The organism is Corynebacterium sp. MSK047, assembly GCF_030232285.1.
Classification (GTDB): domain Bacteria; phylum Actinomycetota; class Actinomycetes; order Mycobacteriales; family Mycobacteriaceae; genus Corynebacterium; species Corynebacterium jeikeium_D.
The window spans coordinates 1-15329 of the sequence record NZ_JASPJI010000008.1 but is presented as its reverse complement, the minus strand read 5'-3'; the positions used below and the strand labels follow the sequence as shown (position 1 = coordinate 15329).

The window sequence follows — 15329 nt, the reverse complement described above, 5'->3', positions numbered from 1 at the left end:
CTCGGTTCTTTTAGTGCAGTTCCAGTCGACGCGACATGTCAGAGGCGAAGACACCGTGCGGGTCGATCTCGTTGCGGGTGTCCAGCCAGCTCTGCATCTCGGGGTACATCTGGTGGAAGTTAGCGGCGGAAGTGCGCGACTCCTTGGCCAGGTAGAGGCGGCCGCCGAACTCCATGACGCGACGGTCGAGGTCGTCCAGGAACTGGCCGAGACCCGGCTTAATCGGGAAGTCCACGCAGACGTTCCAACCCGGCATCGGGTAAGACAGCGGAGCGCGATTACCCTCGCCGAACAGCTTGAACACATTCAGCGCCGAGTAGTGGCCGGAGCGCTGGATATCGCGGACAATCTCCTTGAACGGCTCGACGGCCTCGCGCGGAACAACGAACTGGTACTGCAGGAAGCCCTTGGAGCCATAGCCACGGTTCCACTCACCGATGAGATCCAGCGGCTGGTAGAACTGCGTGAGGTTCTGCACCTGGTTCCGGTAGGTACCGGACTTCAGCCACCACAGCTCACCAATGCTGATCATGGTCAGCTTGTTCATGGTGAAGGACGGGAAGATATCCGGCACGGTCACCAGCTGCGGAGCGTTGAACTTCAGCGGGTCCTTGGCCAGCTTCGGGGCGTATTCCTCCAGCTGAGCCAGGGTTGCCAGCGAACCGCGGGAGATTGCGGCGCGTCCCAGCTTCGGCTCCGGCGAGATGGCATCGAACCACGCGGAGGAGTAAGTGAAGTTCTCCTCGGAGCCATCGGAGTGGAACTCGATGGTTTCGTCCAGAGTGTGGGTCATGTCGCCATCGGCGATGAAGTAGGCCGTCTCGGTCTTGGTCATCTTGATCCGAGCGCGGACAATAATGCCGGTCAGGCCCATGCCACCGACAGTTGCCCAGAACAGCTTGCCGTCCGGGTCATCCGCGGAGCCCTCCGGCTCGAGGTGCAGAATACGGCCATCAGCGACCAGCAGCTCCATCGACAGCACATGGTTGCCGAAAGAACCTGCGGAGTGGTGGTTCTTACCGTGAATATCCGGACCAATGGCACCACCGATGGTGACCTGGCGAGTACCCGGCAGTACCGGCACCCACAGGCCGTAGGGCAGCGCGGCCTTCATCAGCTGATCCAGTGTGACACCGCCGTCGACATCAACAATCGCCGACTCCTGATCAATGGAGTGGATCTTGTTGAGCTTCTGCATGTCGATGACCAGACCGCCCGAATTCTGGGCGGGGTCGCCGTAAGAGCGGCCCATACCGCGGGCAATCACACCGCGGCGCAGGTGGGCAGGCTTGTCGGAGTTCTGGTCTGCGACAGCCTTGACGGCGTTAACAATTTCATCCAAGTCCGGCGTCGACAGCACCTGGGACTTAGCGGGGGCAGTACGACCCCAACCGGTCAGGGTCCTGGCTTCTGTGTGTACGGCTCCGTAGGCACCGTTCGAAGCATCGGTGCTGGACTTGCCGTTAGTGTTAGTGGACATCAAGGCTAGGCTACCCCTTTGCACTGGCTCCGTCGCCCGTGACGCTCCGAGGTGTTGGTCACGCTTGGGGCCGCGCACGGGTCGTCGGAAAGCGAGCGAAATGTACGGAGAGGCTATAGATCCATAATTTTTCGGATCTCTTCCGGCAGCATTTCCTGCGAGGTGATCTGCGGGCCGTCGTACGCCTCAAGTGCGCGGTAGACCTGTGCGCGCTCTGCGCTGTCGAGGATGGGCAGTTCCTCGGCGAACAGCATGACCATCTGGTTCGACAGCGGGGTATTGGTGTACTCGGCGGCCATGTTGATGGTTTCGCGCGGCTTCTTCTTAAAAAAGTCGAACATGCGATACAGGCTACCCCGCTTCGAATCCGCCACTCGCGATACCATCAACCTCATGACGTCCACGCCCGCTGCTACTCCGCAGACCCTTGCCGTATGTAGTTCCACATCGCCCGTTGTCATTTGGCATGTGGAGCTCTCGCCGTCCTTTGCAGGCGAGAGGTTGTCGGGTGCATGGCTGGTGGATCCGCTTGACGACGGAGCCCTGGAGACCGCCACCAATCTGCTCACCGGTTGCTTTGTTGCAACTGTGACCGCGGGCGATGGTGACGGTGACGCTGCGGCAGAGAGCGCTGAGGGTGCTGAGGGTGCGGACTTGCTATCGCAAGCGATTGAGCAGGCGGGGGCCACGGTGATTGACCTGCCGGCATCCGTGGCCGGCATTCGTGACCACATCGGACAGCTGCGCGCCGCCGCGAAGGAAGAGAAGGCCAAGCCCGGCAAGGGAAATCTGACGGAGCCGCGGTTTCCCAAGGTCAACGACGTGGAGGTTATTGATTTTCCGCATGTTGGCGAAAAGGTCGCAGGGCCGGTGCTGGGGCTTGCCCGCGGGGTAGAAGAGCTGGTGGCGCAGTGGACCGCGGTGGAGTCGCAGCGCCTGCGTCGCAAGTACTTGGTAGAGCCGTGGGGTGCGGAGCCGCGCCAGATTCCGCTGGTAAAAACGCGCGCATTGTAGCGAGTTTTTGCCATCCAGGCCACATTGTTTTTCCTGCGTACGCTGTGAGGTATGGCAGCACAGACCGATAACGTAGTCGCCTTCCCAGGCGTTCGCGTGGCCACGGAACCGGCCACGCTCATTATCGGTGCCTCTTTAGAGGAAGAACCGTGCAGTGCCCACCGCGTCTTCGGGGTCAATGACCAGATGGATCTGCGAAGCCTGTCCCGCGTGTTAGCAGTCATCTTTGGGTGGGGCGAGGAAAGCGTGCCGACGAAGTTCCATTTGCCCGGCTCTGCGGTGGAGTCTGCGGCGCAGCTGGTGACTGGCGGCAGACCCGCAGCGGTCGGAGTCGTCGATGTTCCCTTATCCACCACAGTTGCCGAGGTGCTGCAAAGTCCCGGCGATACTCTTATCTGGCAGTGGGGGCTGTGGAAACATACCTTGCAGGTCAGGGAAGCTTTTGCCCGCGATGAGGCCACCCCGGATGCCCTGTGTATCGGTGGCTCGGGCTCTATCCGCGCACTGGGGGATATGGACGCGGAGGAGCCGGTAGATATTGCCGCAATCAATAGGGAATTGACCGGGCGGGACTCTATTCAAAATACGCTGGCCACCGCTCGTGCCGATATCGTGGACATCATCGAGAGGTCGGGGGTGTTTGAATTCGTGCCCCTGTTACAGGCTCTGGACCTGCAGAGGTCGGAATCAACCGCGCTTGAATTGACCGGGGAGGCGGGGGAGAGCGTCGTTAAGCGATTGCGTGCATTGCCTATAGAGGACGCCGAGAAGGACCCAGCCGGGCACGATGCGGCATTGGTGGAGCTGCTGTGCTTGGCGGCGCTGACCTCGGATGAGCTACGGCATGATGTGGCGGCGCATGTCATGGAGCGCCTCGGCTGGGAGAGCGACGAGGGCATCCCACTATCCGGCGAGGACGTTGAGGAATTGGCGGCGGCTAGCTGGGCGGAGATGAGCGCGCTGGGGCTAGCTGGGGAGGATACGCTCTCGCCGGTGGAGCGGCTGGATCTACTGCGTGAGGCGCTGCGGCGTTAGTTCTTTTCTCCTCTTTATTGCCTGTTTATGTTCGCGCTGGCTGTTTGTTAGCTGGCCGGTGGCCTAGAATTCCTAGGCGTGTCAGCGAATGAAACAGCAAATGAAAACCCGAACCGCGACAACGGCAAGCTCGGAAACGGCTCCCACGAAAACGGTTTTGTCGTAGAGGACTCGGCCGCAGTGCCAATGGCGACGGAGACCAAGGACGAGCACGGACTGAAAGTGCAGATGATGCGCTTTATCATCTCCGGCGTCATCGCGGCGGTGGTGGACTTCGGCCTGACGTTCATCATGCTCAACGCCTTCGGGGCGACCAACTTCTGGGGTAAGACGGTCGGCTGGGTTTTCGGCACGATTACGGCGTACATCATTAACAGCCGCTGGACCTTCAAGTCGAAGTCCTCGGCGAAGAAGGTGCTGGCAGTTGCGGTGCTGTACCTGATTACCTACGCCACCCAGGTCGGCATCTTCAACGTGTTGCAGCCCTGGCTCGTCGAATCCTGGGACTGGAACGCGCAGTGGGCACAGTTCGGCGCATTCGTCGTCGCACAGGGCGTTGCGACGGTAATTAACTTCATCATTCAGCGTGTATTCATCTTCCGTGTGAAATAGCGCGATACGCTGGGGGACGTGACTTCGACTGCTTCTAATAAGGAATCCACTCAGCTGACCGCCGAAACCGATGTTGACATGCTGACTATTCAGCGCGTGCTGTTTGCTCCGCCCGCAGACTGGGTGGAGCCGGATTTGTACTACCGAGTCGAAGGCGTTGGCGCCTACGACAGCTCGGTGCAGGCCACCCGTAACTCGATCACGCTCGGTCGCCACACCGTAGTGCGCACTGACACCTACTTCGGGCGCTTCCGAGCTTCTTACTGGCAGCGCTGGACCTCAATTAAGCAGGTCGAAATCCGTGCGCGCGTGGTCGGTTCCGCGCGTGTGCTGGCCTACACCGAGGATATTGGGGGCCACCTCCGATTGGAGGACTCCTGGGCAGCGGGTGGCTCGGATGCCGACGGCAACTGGACCGGTGAGCACTCGCCGATGTCGGGTTCTGCCAATGAAGAGGTTCGCCTGACCGTCCCGCTGGACCGCTTCGCCGATGGCGGTGCCATTCACCTGCGCTTCGACACCGAGGACGCAGGCGCAAAGATTTCCGATGTCCGCTATGTTGTGCCCAAGTCGGCTATCAAGCGCGATATTCCGACTGACCTGGTCATTTGTTCCTACAACCGACCGGTTGACTGTGCTCGAACCGTCGCCACGCTGGCTGAGGACCTGCCAGCCCTTGAGCGCGTTCGCACCATCCGCGTCGTTGACCAGGGCGAACAGCACCCGGCCGACGAAGCCGACTTCATCCAGGCCAAGGAGATCCTCGGCGAGCGCCTGAACGTTGTCCACCAGCCGAACCTCGGCGGCGCCGGCGGTTTCTCCCGCGGCATGCGCGACGCCACCGCTGCGGGCGACTGCATGGTTCTGCTTACCGACGACGACATCCGCCCCGAGCCCGAAACCACCCTGCGCCTATCCGCCCTGGCCGTATGCGCGGAAAAGCCGATGCTGCTCGGTGCGCAGATGCTCTTCCTGTTCAACCCGACCAGCCTCTTCCGCACCGGCGAGACCTACAACTGGAAGGCGCTGACGGTCGAGGAGAACGACCCCAAGTTCGGTTACGCCGACGTGGACGTGCGCAAGTACCACCAGCTGCGTCGCCTGGGCGTTGACTACAACGCCTGGTGGACCTGCCTGGTGCCGTCCGAGGTCATTAAGAAGATTGGCCTGGCGCTGCCGCTGTTCTTCCAGTACGACGACATCGACTACGGTTTCCGTGCTGCCAAGGCCGGTTACCCGACCGACACCATTCCGGGCGCAGCCGTCTGGCACGCCGATTTCTATTGGAAGGACATCGAAAACGCCGCCCAGTACTTCGGCCTGCGCAACTCCCTCATCGCCGCCACCATGCACGGCGATGTCACCGCAAAGGACATGGTCAACGTCGCTTCACGACGAATCCTCTCGAACCTGGTCTCCATGCGCTACGGCCTGGCCTGGACGCAGATGGAAGCTGTGCGGGACCTGCTGCGTGGCCCGGAGGTGCTGAAGAACGCATCGCAGGGCGACTTCGCACGCATTTCTGCTGGTCGAAAGAACTTCCCGGAGACCGAGCTGCTGCCGATGCACGAGATGCCGGGTGGTCTGACCCCAGTTCGTCCGCCGTCACACGAGATCTCCAGCGAAAATAAGACGATGGCAAAGCGTTTGGCTTATACGCAGATGGGTAAGAAGCGCCCGGGTCCGGTGGCTGTGGCCTTCGAGGACTCCTTCTGGTGGCACATTTCCACCTTTGACGACGTGTGGGTTACCGATGCTTCCCAGAACGGTGTGCGTCACCTGGTCCGCGACCTGGATAAGGAAAAGTCCATGCGCGCCGAGACCATCAGCCTCATGCGCGAACTGTCCTCCAAGTGGGACGACCTTGCAAAGCAGTGGCGGGCCGCCGTGCCATCTTTGACCAGCGAAGACAACTGGGAAAAGTTCTTCCAAGGCGAGTAGTTCTTCAATCATGACCACGCACACACCCACGCCTTCGACTAGCTCAGGTGGCAAAACCCGCAAGCAGCTCATCGCCATTTTGGTGCTATTGGTGCTGATTATCCTGTTGCTGGCTCTGTTCCTTTTCCTCCAGGTTTCTGGGGATCGAGGTGGCGATTCGGCGGCTGCCGAGGGCAGTGTGTCGTCGTCACGCGAAAATGGCGATGCGCAGGTGCAGGCGCAGGCGGAGAAGGCCGTCGTTGTGTACAAGCAGGTGCTGGCGAACCCGGCGCCACTGCAGACTTTTGTCGGAGAAGTTAGCCCCGGTGGGGCGATGAAATATGCGCTCGTGCATCTTGATGATGGGTGCGTGCCCGAGCTGGTGCTGAACTATGGCACAAGTGCGATGAGCGCCGAAATTGATGCGATTGGTGTCTACGGCGTTGACGAGAATGGTCAGGAAATTCAGTTTCAGAATTCCTACCATGACGGCGTGACTTCTGTGGGCGGTGTACGTCGCGCTCTTCAGCGAGCTACTGGTCAGCCGGGTATGTTCTCGTTTTCTGCAGAGAGGATGGGGCGCGATCAGGAAGATTTGCTGGTGACGCGCCAGGGCAATGAGCTGGTGGAAACGCCTGCGAATCCGGGTGCCGGGGAGTTCGAACAGTTTAACTGGATTCCGGCTGACAACCTGGATGTCGTCGAGGCCATTGCTGCTGGTAATGACTGCGCGCCGGGCTCGGGCTCGAATGGTACTGGCGCTGATGGTGGTAACGGTGGCAACGGTGGCAACGGTGGCCCGAATCCGACGGCGGGGCGGTCGGCTTCGGGGTCGGGGTCTGGTTCGGGTTCGCAGTCCGGGGCTTCGGGTTCGCAGTCTGGGCCTTCGGACTCGGATTCTTCGGCGACAACGTCTGGAGCCAATTCGCTCACGGGAACCGTGAAAGTGTTCCAGACCAGAGCGGAGGTTCTTGCCTATGAGCAGCGACAGGATCCAAATCCTGGTGCGCAGGATAAAGGTCCCTATGCCATCTTGGTGTTGGATCAGCCGACCGAGGTAACGGCGAAGCTATCTGGGCAAGGCGGGCCGGATACGCGTGTGATTGAAAAAGCCGTAGTCAATCCCGCTCTGCACAACGATGGTGAGCACACAACAATTACCTTCGCCGACGACGAATACTACTGGCCATCTGACCCGGGAGTTCCTTCTGGAATCGTTCTCGAGAATGCGCCGCGGAATTAGCCTGAACTAGTCTCTACGCAGTTATCCACAGCCGCCAAATTGTCCACAGATACGGGCAGTTCGGCGGCTTTTCCGCTGCCAATTTTCACGGAGTCGGCCATAAATGAAGGCACTGAACCCAATGCGTGAATTCCTGTAGCAGACCTCGGGGAGCGTGCCTAAACCAATGCCTAACTGGACTTACGATTCCGATGGCCTCATCCACGCGGCTTCGCAGAAACAAATCAAGCATCCTTGTGAATATGTCAGTGCCAAGTCAGAGCTGGATAATCTGCACGGGCACGTCGGAAGTGCAAATATTCGAGATGGATCCCTGCTCAGACTGGCGTACGGCACCTACATCGAGTGCTCTCGCTGGAATGCGCTGTCAGCATTCGAACGTTTTCAACTACAGATAAAGGCACTGGTCAAGCCAGGTTCCGGGACAATCATTACGGGCGAAGCAGCCGCTGCGTTGCATGGCATCCCGGTGCTTGTTCGAAATGCCACAATCGCGCTTGCCAATTCCGGCCTGCGCCGACCTGGCGGCGGATTGCGCCATGTCAGTGGCAGAATCCTCGAACAAGACATCGTTCGCATTGGTGGGCGCTGCGTTACAGATGTGCCGAAAACCGTCATCGATATCTGCCGCACCGCCGAGTCCGAAAACGGGCCAATCATCGTTGACACCGCACTGCGACAGTGGTGTGACCTCGACGAATTGCGTACAGTCTTCACAAATTACCCACGTTCGCCGGGGACCCGTCGCGCCCGCGAGCTACTTCGAACTGCCAGCGAACACAGCGAAACCATCGGTGAGTCGATCACAAAGAAATGCATAATCGACTCAGGAATTGCCACGCTTTACGACGAAAAATGCGTGCTCATGCAGCAAGTCGAGTTCTATGACAGTGAAGGATTCATTGGGCGCGTCGATTTTTATGTGCCTCATCTGAATTTGATCATTGAGTTCGATGGGCTGACTAAGTATTCCGGTGGCGGGGTAGCAGCTACGGAGACTGTGCTTCTGAAAGAGCAAGCTCGTGAGAAGCGTCTGCGAAACCTCCACTTAGATGTACTCCGCTTCCAATGGTCACAGGTCATTAATGGGGACTGCGTGGAGGTCTTGCGACAGTTCGCTATTCGGCAGAGGCAGCGCATTCAGGCAGGTGGGTTGGTATTTTCGTCCGAAGTTGGGCGTTTTCGTCAAGCCACTGTCCCGTATAAAGATCGGCAGCTCCGTGAGTCCAGAATCCAGGAGCGTAAGCAGCGTTTGCAGCTTCTGGAAAATGCATCGACCTCGCGTGGCGCCCGCTAAGTTCAGCTGCTGACCTGTTGCTATTGTGCTGACCGGACTTGGAACGATTTCGAGGAGCGATTTCGAGCGGATTGGCTCGGATTTCCAGCGACTTATGGCCAGTTTCACTTCACTCATCGACGGTTTTTCAAGACTCATCGACGCTTTTTGGCCGTCGTGCTCACTTATGGCCAACTTCTCGCCACTTGTCGATGTTTTTCCGGGACTTATGGCCAGCTTCCCGCCACTTATCGATGACTTTTCAGGACTTATGGCCACGCTGTTGGCCTGGCCCGCGCACTTATCGTAGGACTATTCACTTATGCGCAGGCTGTAGCGCATCGATGAGTGAATACCTCATCGATATGTCAGTGGAGGAAAAGGGAACCAGGGGTTAGGTAACACTTTTGCGCACTGAGCACTCGAAATGCGGACTACATGACCCGGGTGAGGCCAAATATGCAGGCCAGCGCCGCAACGCCAGCCCGAACTACTTCGACTTTGGATCGAAGCGCTCGAAGTTCTCCGCGCGCCCCTGCTTCAGTAGCTTGAACCAGCGGTAGAAGCCGCGGACATCGCGGCGCTGGACCAGGAAGAACCAGCCGAAGCGCAGGAACTCCTGTGGCATGAGCTTGCGCATGCCGGGCTGGCTCATCAGGTAGCCGCGGTTGCGGTAGGTGAAGTAGCGCTTGAAGTCATTGGTCGGGTACTGCGTGTGCATTTTGCCGCCGAGAATGGGCACAAATTCACCCGAACCGGAGGGGTGCAGGTAGGCCGTCGTCAAGCATGTGCCGAACCGGAGACCGGAGCGGACCAGGCGGCGGTGGAATTCGACCTCGTCGCCGCGGATGAATAGGCGGTAGTCGGGAACGCCGAGCTGTTCCAGCGAGCGGGCGCTAAACAGCGCGCCGTTGAACAGGGATGCGATGCCGGGCAGGAGGTCGTGGTTGCCGTCGATGGTTTCGAGGTCGCTAGGCAGTTCGAGCCCGGTCGCAGCCTTCTGATCTGCAAAGTTGGTGAACCATCTCCGCCCCTCAGAGTCGTTCACTGCCGGGAGTTTGGGGTTGATGCCGCTTTCGAAAAGCTCCTCGCGATGACGGCGCCACACCAGCCCGCGGCGCAGGGGGAATGCCAGCTTGTTCGGGGCCTTAATATCGCAGACCACCGGCGAGACAGCGTCGAGCTGGTGGCGTCGCGCGCAGCTGTGCAGCGCCTTCAGCACGTAGGAGTCCTCCGGGCGCCCGTCGTCATCGGCGCACCAAATCCACTCCGCGCCGAGCGACAGCGCGGTCAGCATGCCCAGTGCGAAACCACCAGCGCCGCCCAGGTTTGTCTTGGAGCCGAGGTAGTGAATTTCCGGCGCCGATCCGCTTTCCGACGACTGCTGCGCCGCCACCTGCTCGGCGAGTTCCTTGACCTTCGGGTCGTTGCCGTTGTCGACGATGATGAGCCACTTCGGCATGTGGGTCTGGCTGGCAACGATGGGAAGCGATTGACGCAGGTCCTCGATGCGGTTGTGAGTCACCACGATTGCGGCCGTTGCTGCTTCATCGTGCTTTGGGTGGTCAGCCGAGTTTTCGCTCACTTCGTTCTCCATCGGGGGAAGTACCGTTTATTACTGTTTTTATTGCTGTCTATCTTGCCATGTTGCTCCGGGTGGGCAATTCCAAGCATCCGTGCCGCCCCGCTAGTCGCCCGCCAGCCGCCCGCTCGGCCACGTTGGGGCAACTGCACCCGGACTCCCGGCGAAGCTGTTACCGTCGCTGCGCGAGCACGCGGCGCACCTGGTCGGCGGCCTCTTTACCTTCGTAGGCTTCGACCACTTCGTCGACAAGCCCTGCCTGTCGAACCGTACCGTGATCAATCCACAGCGCCGTGTCGCACAGCTGCGCCAGGAACTCATTCGAGTGCGACGCAAACACCAGCAGACCGGAGCGGTCGACCAATTCGGTCAACTTCGTCCGGGCCTTTGCCATGAATGCGGCGTCGACGGCTCCGATGCCTTCGTCGAGAAGCAAAATCTCCGGCTCAATGGACGTGACCACGCCGAGCGCCAGTCGCACGCGCATACCGGTGGAGTAGGTGCGCAGTGGCATGTGCAGGTAGTCGCCGAGTTCGGTGAATTCTGCGATTTCGTCGAGCTTGGATTTCATCTGCTTGCGCGTCTGCCCCAGGAACAGACCGCGGATGATGATGTTTTCCAGACCTGAGATCTCCGGGTCCATGCCGACACCGAGGTCGAACACCGGAGCCACACGGCCGCGCACATCGGCGGCACCGCGCGTGGGCTCATAGATGCCCGACAGCAGTCGCAGCAGCGTGGACTTACCCGCGCCGTTGTGACCTACCAGGCCGACGCGGTCGCCCTCACGCAGGTGGATGTTGATGTCCTTCAGCGCCTCAATAACCACGACGTTGGAGTCATTGCGGCCAATCGCACCACCCGCGGCGCCGAGGAACGCCTTCTTCATCGACCGCGATTTGGCGTCGAAAATGGGGAAGTCAACGCACGCGTTGTAAGTATCAATGCTGACCATGCTTATCCCTTGCTAGTTCTATTCGCTTTACGACGGCCCTTGCGGCCTAAACCCAGTAGCTCACGCGGGAGCGCCACAGGCGCATAGCCCCGAGTGCCAGCAGCAGGCCGACTGCGGTGCAGGCGAGGACAATCCACCAGTGGTAGGTATCCACCGGCTCGCCGGTCAATGGGGCGCGGATGATTTCCAGGTAGTGGAACAGCGGGTTGATCTCTGCGATGCGTGCGCGTTCGGCGACGGCACCGCCCTGTTCCTCCAGCGTCTTGGTGGTCCACACAATCGGAGTCATGTAAAACACCAGCTGAATTAGGGAATCCAGCAGTGGTGCCACGTCGCGGTAGCGCGTAGCGATGATGCCGAAGAACATCGTCACCCACACACCGTTGACCACCAGCAGCGCCATCGCGGGGATGACCAGGAAGAAGTTCCAGCCCAAATCCGGACGGAAGACCAGCACGAGAATCAGCCAGATCACCATGTTGTGGGCCAGGAAAAGCAACTGACGCCACACCAGCCTGTAGACGTGAACACTCAGCGCACTGGGCAACTGTTTGATGAGGCCTTCATTTTCAATGAAGACGGTTGCGCCCTCGCGCACGCAGCCGGAGATGAATCCCCAGATGATCAGGCCAACGGTCACGTGTGGCAGGAAGAACGCCAGCTCCTGCTGGAACAGCAGCGAGTACAGCAGGCCGAGAGCGAGGGCCATGGCGCCGGTGGCAATGGTGATCCACAGTGGACCAAGCGTGGAGCGGCGGTACCGCTGTTTGATGTCCTGCCAGCCCAGTTGCAGCCACAGCTCACGCTGGCCGAAGCCGGTAACCAGATCCTGCCAGGCAGCGCCCATGGTGCGGGAACGCGACTTGAAAGCCGGTGCCTCACCCGTTGCGTCAGTTATGCGCGCAATGTCGCGACGGAGAGTTTCCTCCGTGCGGATAGCGGAGCCATTGCGCACAGTATTGGCCGACTGGTCGGCTGCAGCTGCGGATTGGCGATCATTTTCTGCGTTAGTCACGTCTCCAAACTACTAGCTAGGGCGGTTTAGATTGAATACCGACGGCACCGGGCGAGCCATTATTCCACGTCGTGACGGCGAACAACCGTCGCGTGGGGTGGTCGTCCTTGGTGGTGACGTGGTGCTTCTGAGGCTGTTTCCACGGTTGGTTATGTGACTGGTTATGTGACCCTGGAAAACTTACATACAATCGCCGCTGTAACTGCTTTATGGCATGCAGCTGGTGCATATGGTTCACGCATCGGGAGTGCTTGCGCATGGATACAGGCAGGAAAAGTTCGGCCAATTTTAAGCAACTGCTAAAAAGGGATAAAGATTATCCTATAGGGGGTTGCTTCGATAGAATTGGCTCCAACTAAGATGTGCAATCGATACACGGTTCGGGGCATGGATGCTCGATTCGTGGGTGATTGCACAGTTAACTCTGAAATAGATATCGCAGCTTGAATTCGAAACCGGGAAAGGGTTTTCATGGCCTTCGATGTGCCGACAACCAGGGGTGCTTACTCGTCGCTTTCCGACGGGTGGACATACCTCAATGCGGGTCAACGCACCCAGGTACCCGAGCGTGTCCAGGCTGCGATGATTTCTGCATTTCGCAATGCGCAGAAGTCCCTTCCTGGTGAGACTGGGGCGGGGGCTCATGGCCAGTCGCGCAGCTCGGGCGTTCCCGCTGCAGCGGAACTAACCGCCAGTGCGCGCCGGGCTTTTGCCGATCTCACTGGTGGCCCGGTCGCCGGCGTGGTGTTGGGATCTTCGCGTGAGGTGCTCATGGAGCAGTTCACGTCCGCAATGAGTCGACGCTTGACGCTCGGCTCTAACCTGGTGATTTCTCGCATTGGTTCGCAGGTCGTACACGCACCACTACGCCGAGCAGCCAATCTCTACGGAGCTCAAGTCCGCATTGCTGAGGCTGACTTGTCCTCGGGTACGTTGCCGTCCTGGCAGTTCGACGAGCTCGTAGACGAGCACACTCGCCTTGTTGTCGTCCCGGCCGCAGATCCGTTCGTTGGCACCATTGCCCCGGTAGCTGACATTTCTCGGCGGGTGCATGAGCACTCCAACGCCTGGGTTTTGGTTGATGCCTCGGATATTGTCGCCTACCGCGATGTGTCGATGAGCAAGCTGGGCGCCGACATCATGCTGGTTGATGCCTCCGTGCTGGGCGGGCCTGAGGTCGCAGCATTGGTGTTCAAGGATCCCGAGATGTTCGAGCGCATGACGTCGTTAAGCTATGTGCCGAATGTGCGCGGCGTCGAGCGGATCGAGGTTTCCCCGGTGTCGCCGGCATTGCTCGGCGGAGTGTCGGAATCGGTGCTGCACCTGGCATCGCTGGATAGCACGGCGAGGGGGTCACGTAGGCATCGCATTGAAACGGCGATGCCGCAGGTTTCTCGCTACTTGACGACGTTGTCGGAACGCCTGATTGCGGCGTTGATGACCCTGCCGCGGGTGTACATCATCGGCATGGATACCGAAGATGATTCTTTCGCGAGTGTGTCGCGGGCACAGCACATTCCGCGCGTTAGCTTCCTCGTCGATGGGGTGTCGGCGAAGGTGGTCGTGGATAGGTTGCTGGATAATGGCCTCGTGACCAGCATTGTTGATGCATACGAATCGCCACTGCTGGAGGCCATGGGCATCGATGAGGCTGGAGGCGCCGTGGGAGTTGGCCTCCAGCCGTTCAATACGCCGCACGACATTGACCAGCTCGTGCGCGCAGTTGCCTCGCTCGGTTAACTAGGTAGTCAGCTAACTAGACGGTCAGCACAATCTTGCCGCTGACCGCGCCGCTGTCGAGCAGCTCGTGGGCCTTGGCTGCGTCACGCATATCCATGACCTCATGAATTTGAGGGGTGACGGTGCCGTCGGCAAGCATTGGCCAGATGGTGTCCTCTGTGGCGTTGACGATGCGAGCCTTGTCAGCGAGATCGCGGTAGCGCAGGCCGGTGGCGGTGATGGAGCCGCGCTTGCTCAGCAGGCGGCCGATGTTGAGCTCTCCCTTAACGCCGCCCTGCATGCCGATGATGACCAGGTGGCCGTCCTTCGCCAGGGCCTTGACGTTTCGGTCGAGGTATTTTGCGCCCATGATGTCCAGAATGACGTTGGCGCCACCCTCAGCTGCAACGATTTCCTCGAAGTCCTCTTCCTTGTAATTGATGAGGATGTCGGCGCCGAGCTCCTTGCACTTAGCCAGCTTCTCCGCCGAACCGGCGGTGACTGCGACGCGAGCGCCGAGCCGCTTGGCCATCTGAATAGCGAAAGTGCCGATGCCGCCCGCGCCACCGTGGACCAGCAGCAGGTCACCTTCCTTGAGGCCGGCAATCATCACGACATTCGAGAACACCGTGCAGGCAACCTCGACGATAGATGCGGCCTCGGTGAAGGAGTAGCCATGTGGCAGGGGGAGAATCTGGCCGGCCGGGACTGCGACCTTTTCGGCGTAAGCGCCACCGGAGAGAAGGCAGCAGACCTCGTCGCCGACTTTCCAGCCCTGAGAGTCGCCCTTGACCTCTTCAATGACACCCGCGCACTCCAGGCCGAGGGTGTCGGTCACGCCTTTCGGTGGCGGGTAGTGGCCAGCGGCCTGCAGTAGGTCAGCACGGTTTACGCCAGCGGCTTTGACCTTGACCAGCACCTGCCCATCCTCGAGAGTCGGTTCCGGAGCATCGGCCCATTCCAGGGCGCGGGGGTTGGAAAGATCAGTCTGAATGATTGCCTTCATAGTCTTCAAAGGTAATGCAAAAACTGGTTATGCACGCGGTATTTCAACCTCTTTTGCAATTAGCAAAAATAGTTATGTCTGTAGAGGTGGATGCTTGGGGTGTGGTTTCCGATGAAGGGCTTGCGAAAGGTGCTGGCAAGGGGTGTTATGAGGGCGTTTGCTGCCTTACGGCGGTATGCGGTTATGATGTTGGCGTTGGAAGTATGGCAGAGCGGCCGAATGCACTGGTCTTGAAAACCAGCGAGGGTCACACCTCCGGGGGTTCAAATCCCTCTACTTCCGCAGATGAAACCCTCGGTAGATTTTCTACCGGGGGTTTCTTCATTTCTCTTAAAAGTTGGGTTAAGTAAAGAAAAGTGTGTCTTTTCCGGGCGTGTTGCGGTTATTTGATCCAGCCTTTTTGGATGCCGAGGTTGTGTTGGTAGCTGGTGTCGATGGCGGTGTCGTATTCTGCTGGTGCACCGATGTCATT

At 59.4% G+C, this 15329-nt stretch carries 13 protein-coding genes and 1 tRNA gene; 8 read left to right on the top strand and 6 right to left on the bottom strand.

Annotation, left to right across the window (positions count from 1 at the left end; all coding sequences use genetic code 11):
• Positions 1-10: 10 nt before the first annotated feature.
• A complete protein-coding gene (gene dprE1, locus QP981_RS04505) occupies positions 11-1480 on the bottom strand; it encodes a decaprenylphosphoryl-beta-D-ribose oxidase (protein WP_005510894.1) in 1470 nt (489 codons plus the stop codon).
• Positions 1481-1593: 113 nt separating this feature from the next.
• Positions 1594-1821, bottom strand: coding sequence for a hypothetical protein (locus tag QP981_RS04500; protein ID WP_048761551.1), 228 nt, complete (start codon positions 1819-1821; stop codon positions 1594-1596).
• Positions 1822-1873: 52 nt separating this feature from the next.
• Between QP981_RS04500 and QP981_RS04495 the strand changes: the two genes are divergently transcribed.
• From QP981_RS04495 to QP981_RS04470, 6 genes are all read left to right on the top strand, one after another.
• Positions 1874-2494 (top strand): hypothetical protein, encoded by a 621-nt coding sequence (locus QP981_RS04495; protein ID WP_246819594.1) that lies wholly within the window; start codon positions 1874-1876, stop codon positions 2492-2494.
• Positions 2495-2545: 51 nt separating this feature from the next.
• A complete protein-coding gene (locus tag QP981_RS04490) occupies positions 2546-3529 on the top strand; it encodes a hypothetical protein (protein WP_284857506.1) in 984 nt (327 codons plus the stop codon).
• Positions 3530-3607: 78 nt separating this feature from the next.
• Complete coding sequence (locus QP981_RS04485; protein WP_053087276.1) at positions 3608-4141, top strand: GtrA family protein; 534 nt, start codon at positions 3608-3610, stop codon at positions 4139-4141.
• Between the two features lie 18 nt (positions 4142-4159).
• A complete protein-coding gene (locus tag QP981_RS04480) occupies positions 4160-6082 on the top strand; it encodes a glycosyltransferase (protein WP_016421829.1) in 1923 nt (640 codons plus the stop codon).
• Between the two features lie 10 nt (positions 6083-6092).
• Positions 6093-7304: a hypothetical protein gene (locus QP981_RS04475; protein ID WP_284857505.1), complete on the top strand. Its 1212-nt coding sequence runs from the start codon at positions 6093-6095 to the stop codon at positions 7302-7304.
• A gap of 166 nt (positions 7305-7470) precedes the next feature.
• A complete protein-coding gene (locus tag QP981_RS04470; RefSeq protein ID WP_284857504.1) occupies positions 7471-8601 on the top strand; it encodes a PDDEXK family nuclease in 1131 nt (376 codons plus the stop codon).
• 469 nt (positions 8602-9070) lie between these two features.
• Here QP981_RS04470 and QP981_RS04465 read toward each other — a convergent pair whose 3' ends face one another.
• The 3 genes from QP981_RS04465 to wzm all read right to left on the bottom strand — a co-directional run bounded on the left by QP981_RS04465 (position 9071) and on the right by wzm (position 12072).
• Positions 9071-10177, bottom strand: a complete 1107-nt coding sequence (locus QP981_RS04465; RefSeq protein ID WP_070604719.1) for a glycosyltransferase — start codon at positions 10175-10177, stop codon at positions 9071-9073.
• 157 nt (positions 10178-10334) lie between these two features.
• Entirely contained in the window at positions 10335-11117 is a 783-nt protein-coding gene (wzt, locus tag QP981_RS04460) for a galactan export ABC transporter ATP-binding subunit Wzt/RfbE (RefSeq protein WP_005510871.1), read from the bottom strand.
• A gap of 46 nt (positions 11118-11163) precedes the next feature.
• A complete protein-coding gene (wzm, locus tag QP981_RS04455; RefSeq protein WP_049189853.1) occupies positions 11164-12072 on the bottom strand; it encodes a galactan export ABC transporter permease subunit Wzm/RfbD in 909 nt (302 codons plus the stop codon).
• A gap of 531 nt (positions 12073-12603) precedes the next feature.
• Here wzm and QP981_RS04450 point away from each other — a divergent pair.
• Positions 12604-13872, top strand: coding sequence for an aminotransferase class V-fold PLP-dependent enzyme (locus QP981_RS04450; protein ID WP_187405033.1), 1269 nt, complete (start codon positions 12604-12606; stop codon positions 13870-13872).
• A 16-nt stretch (positions 13873-13888) separates the two neighbouring features.
• Here QP981_RS04450 and QP981_RS04445 read toward each other — a convergent pair whose 3' ends face one another.
• Positions 13889-14857, bottom strand: a complete 969-nt coding sequence (locus QP981_RS04445) for an NAD(P)H-quinone oxidoreductase (protein ID WP_048732059.1) — start codon at positions 14855-14857, stop codon at positions 13889-13891.
• Positions 14858-15054: 197 nt separating this feature from the next.
• Here QP981_RS04445 and QP981_RS04440 point away from each other — a divergent pair.
• Positions 15055-15139, top strand: a tRNA-Ser gene (locus QP981_RS04440).
• Positions 15140-15329: the final 190 nt, after the last annotated feature.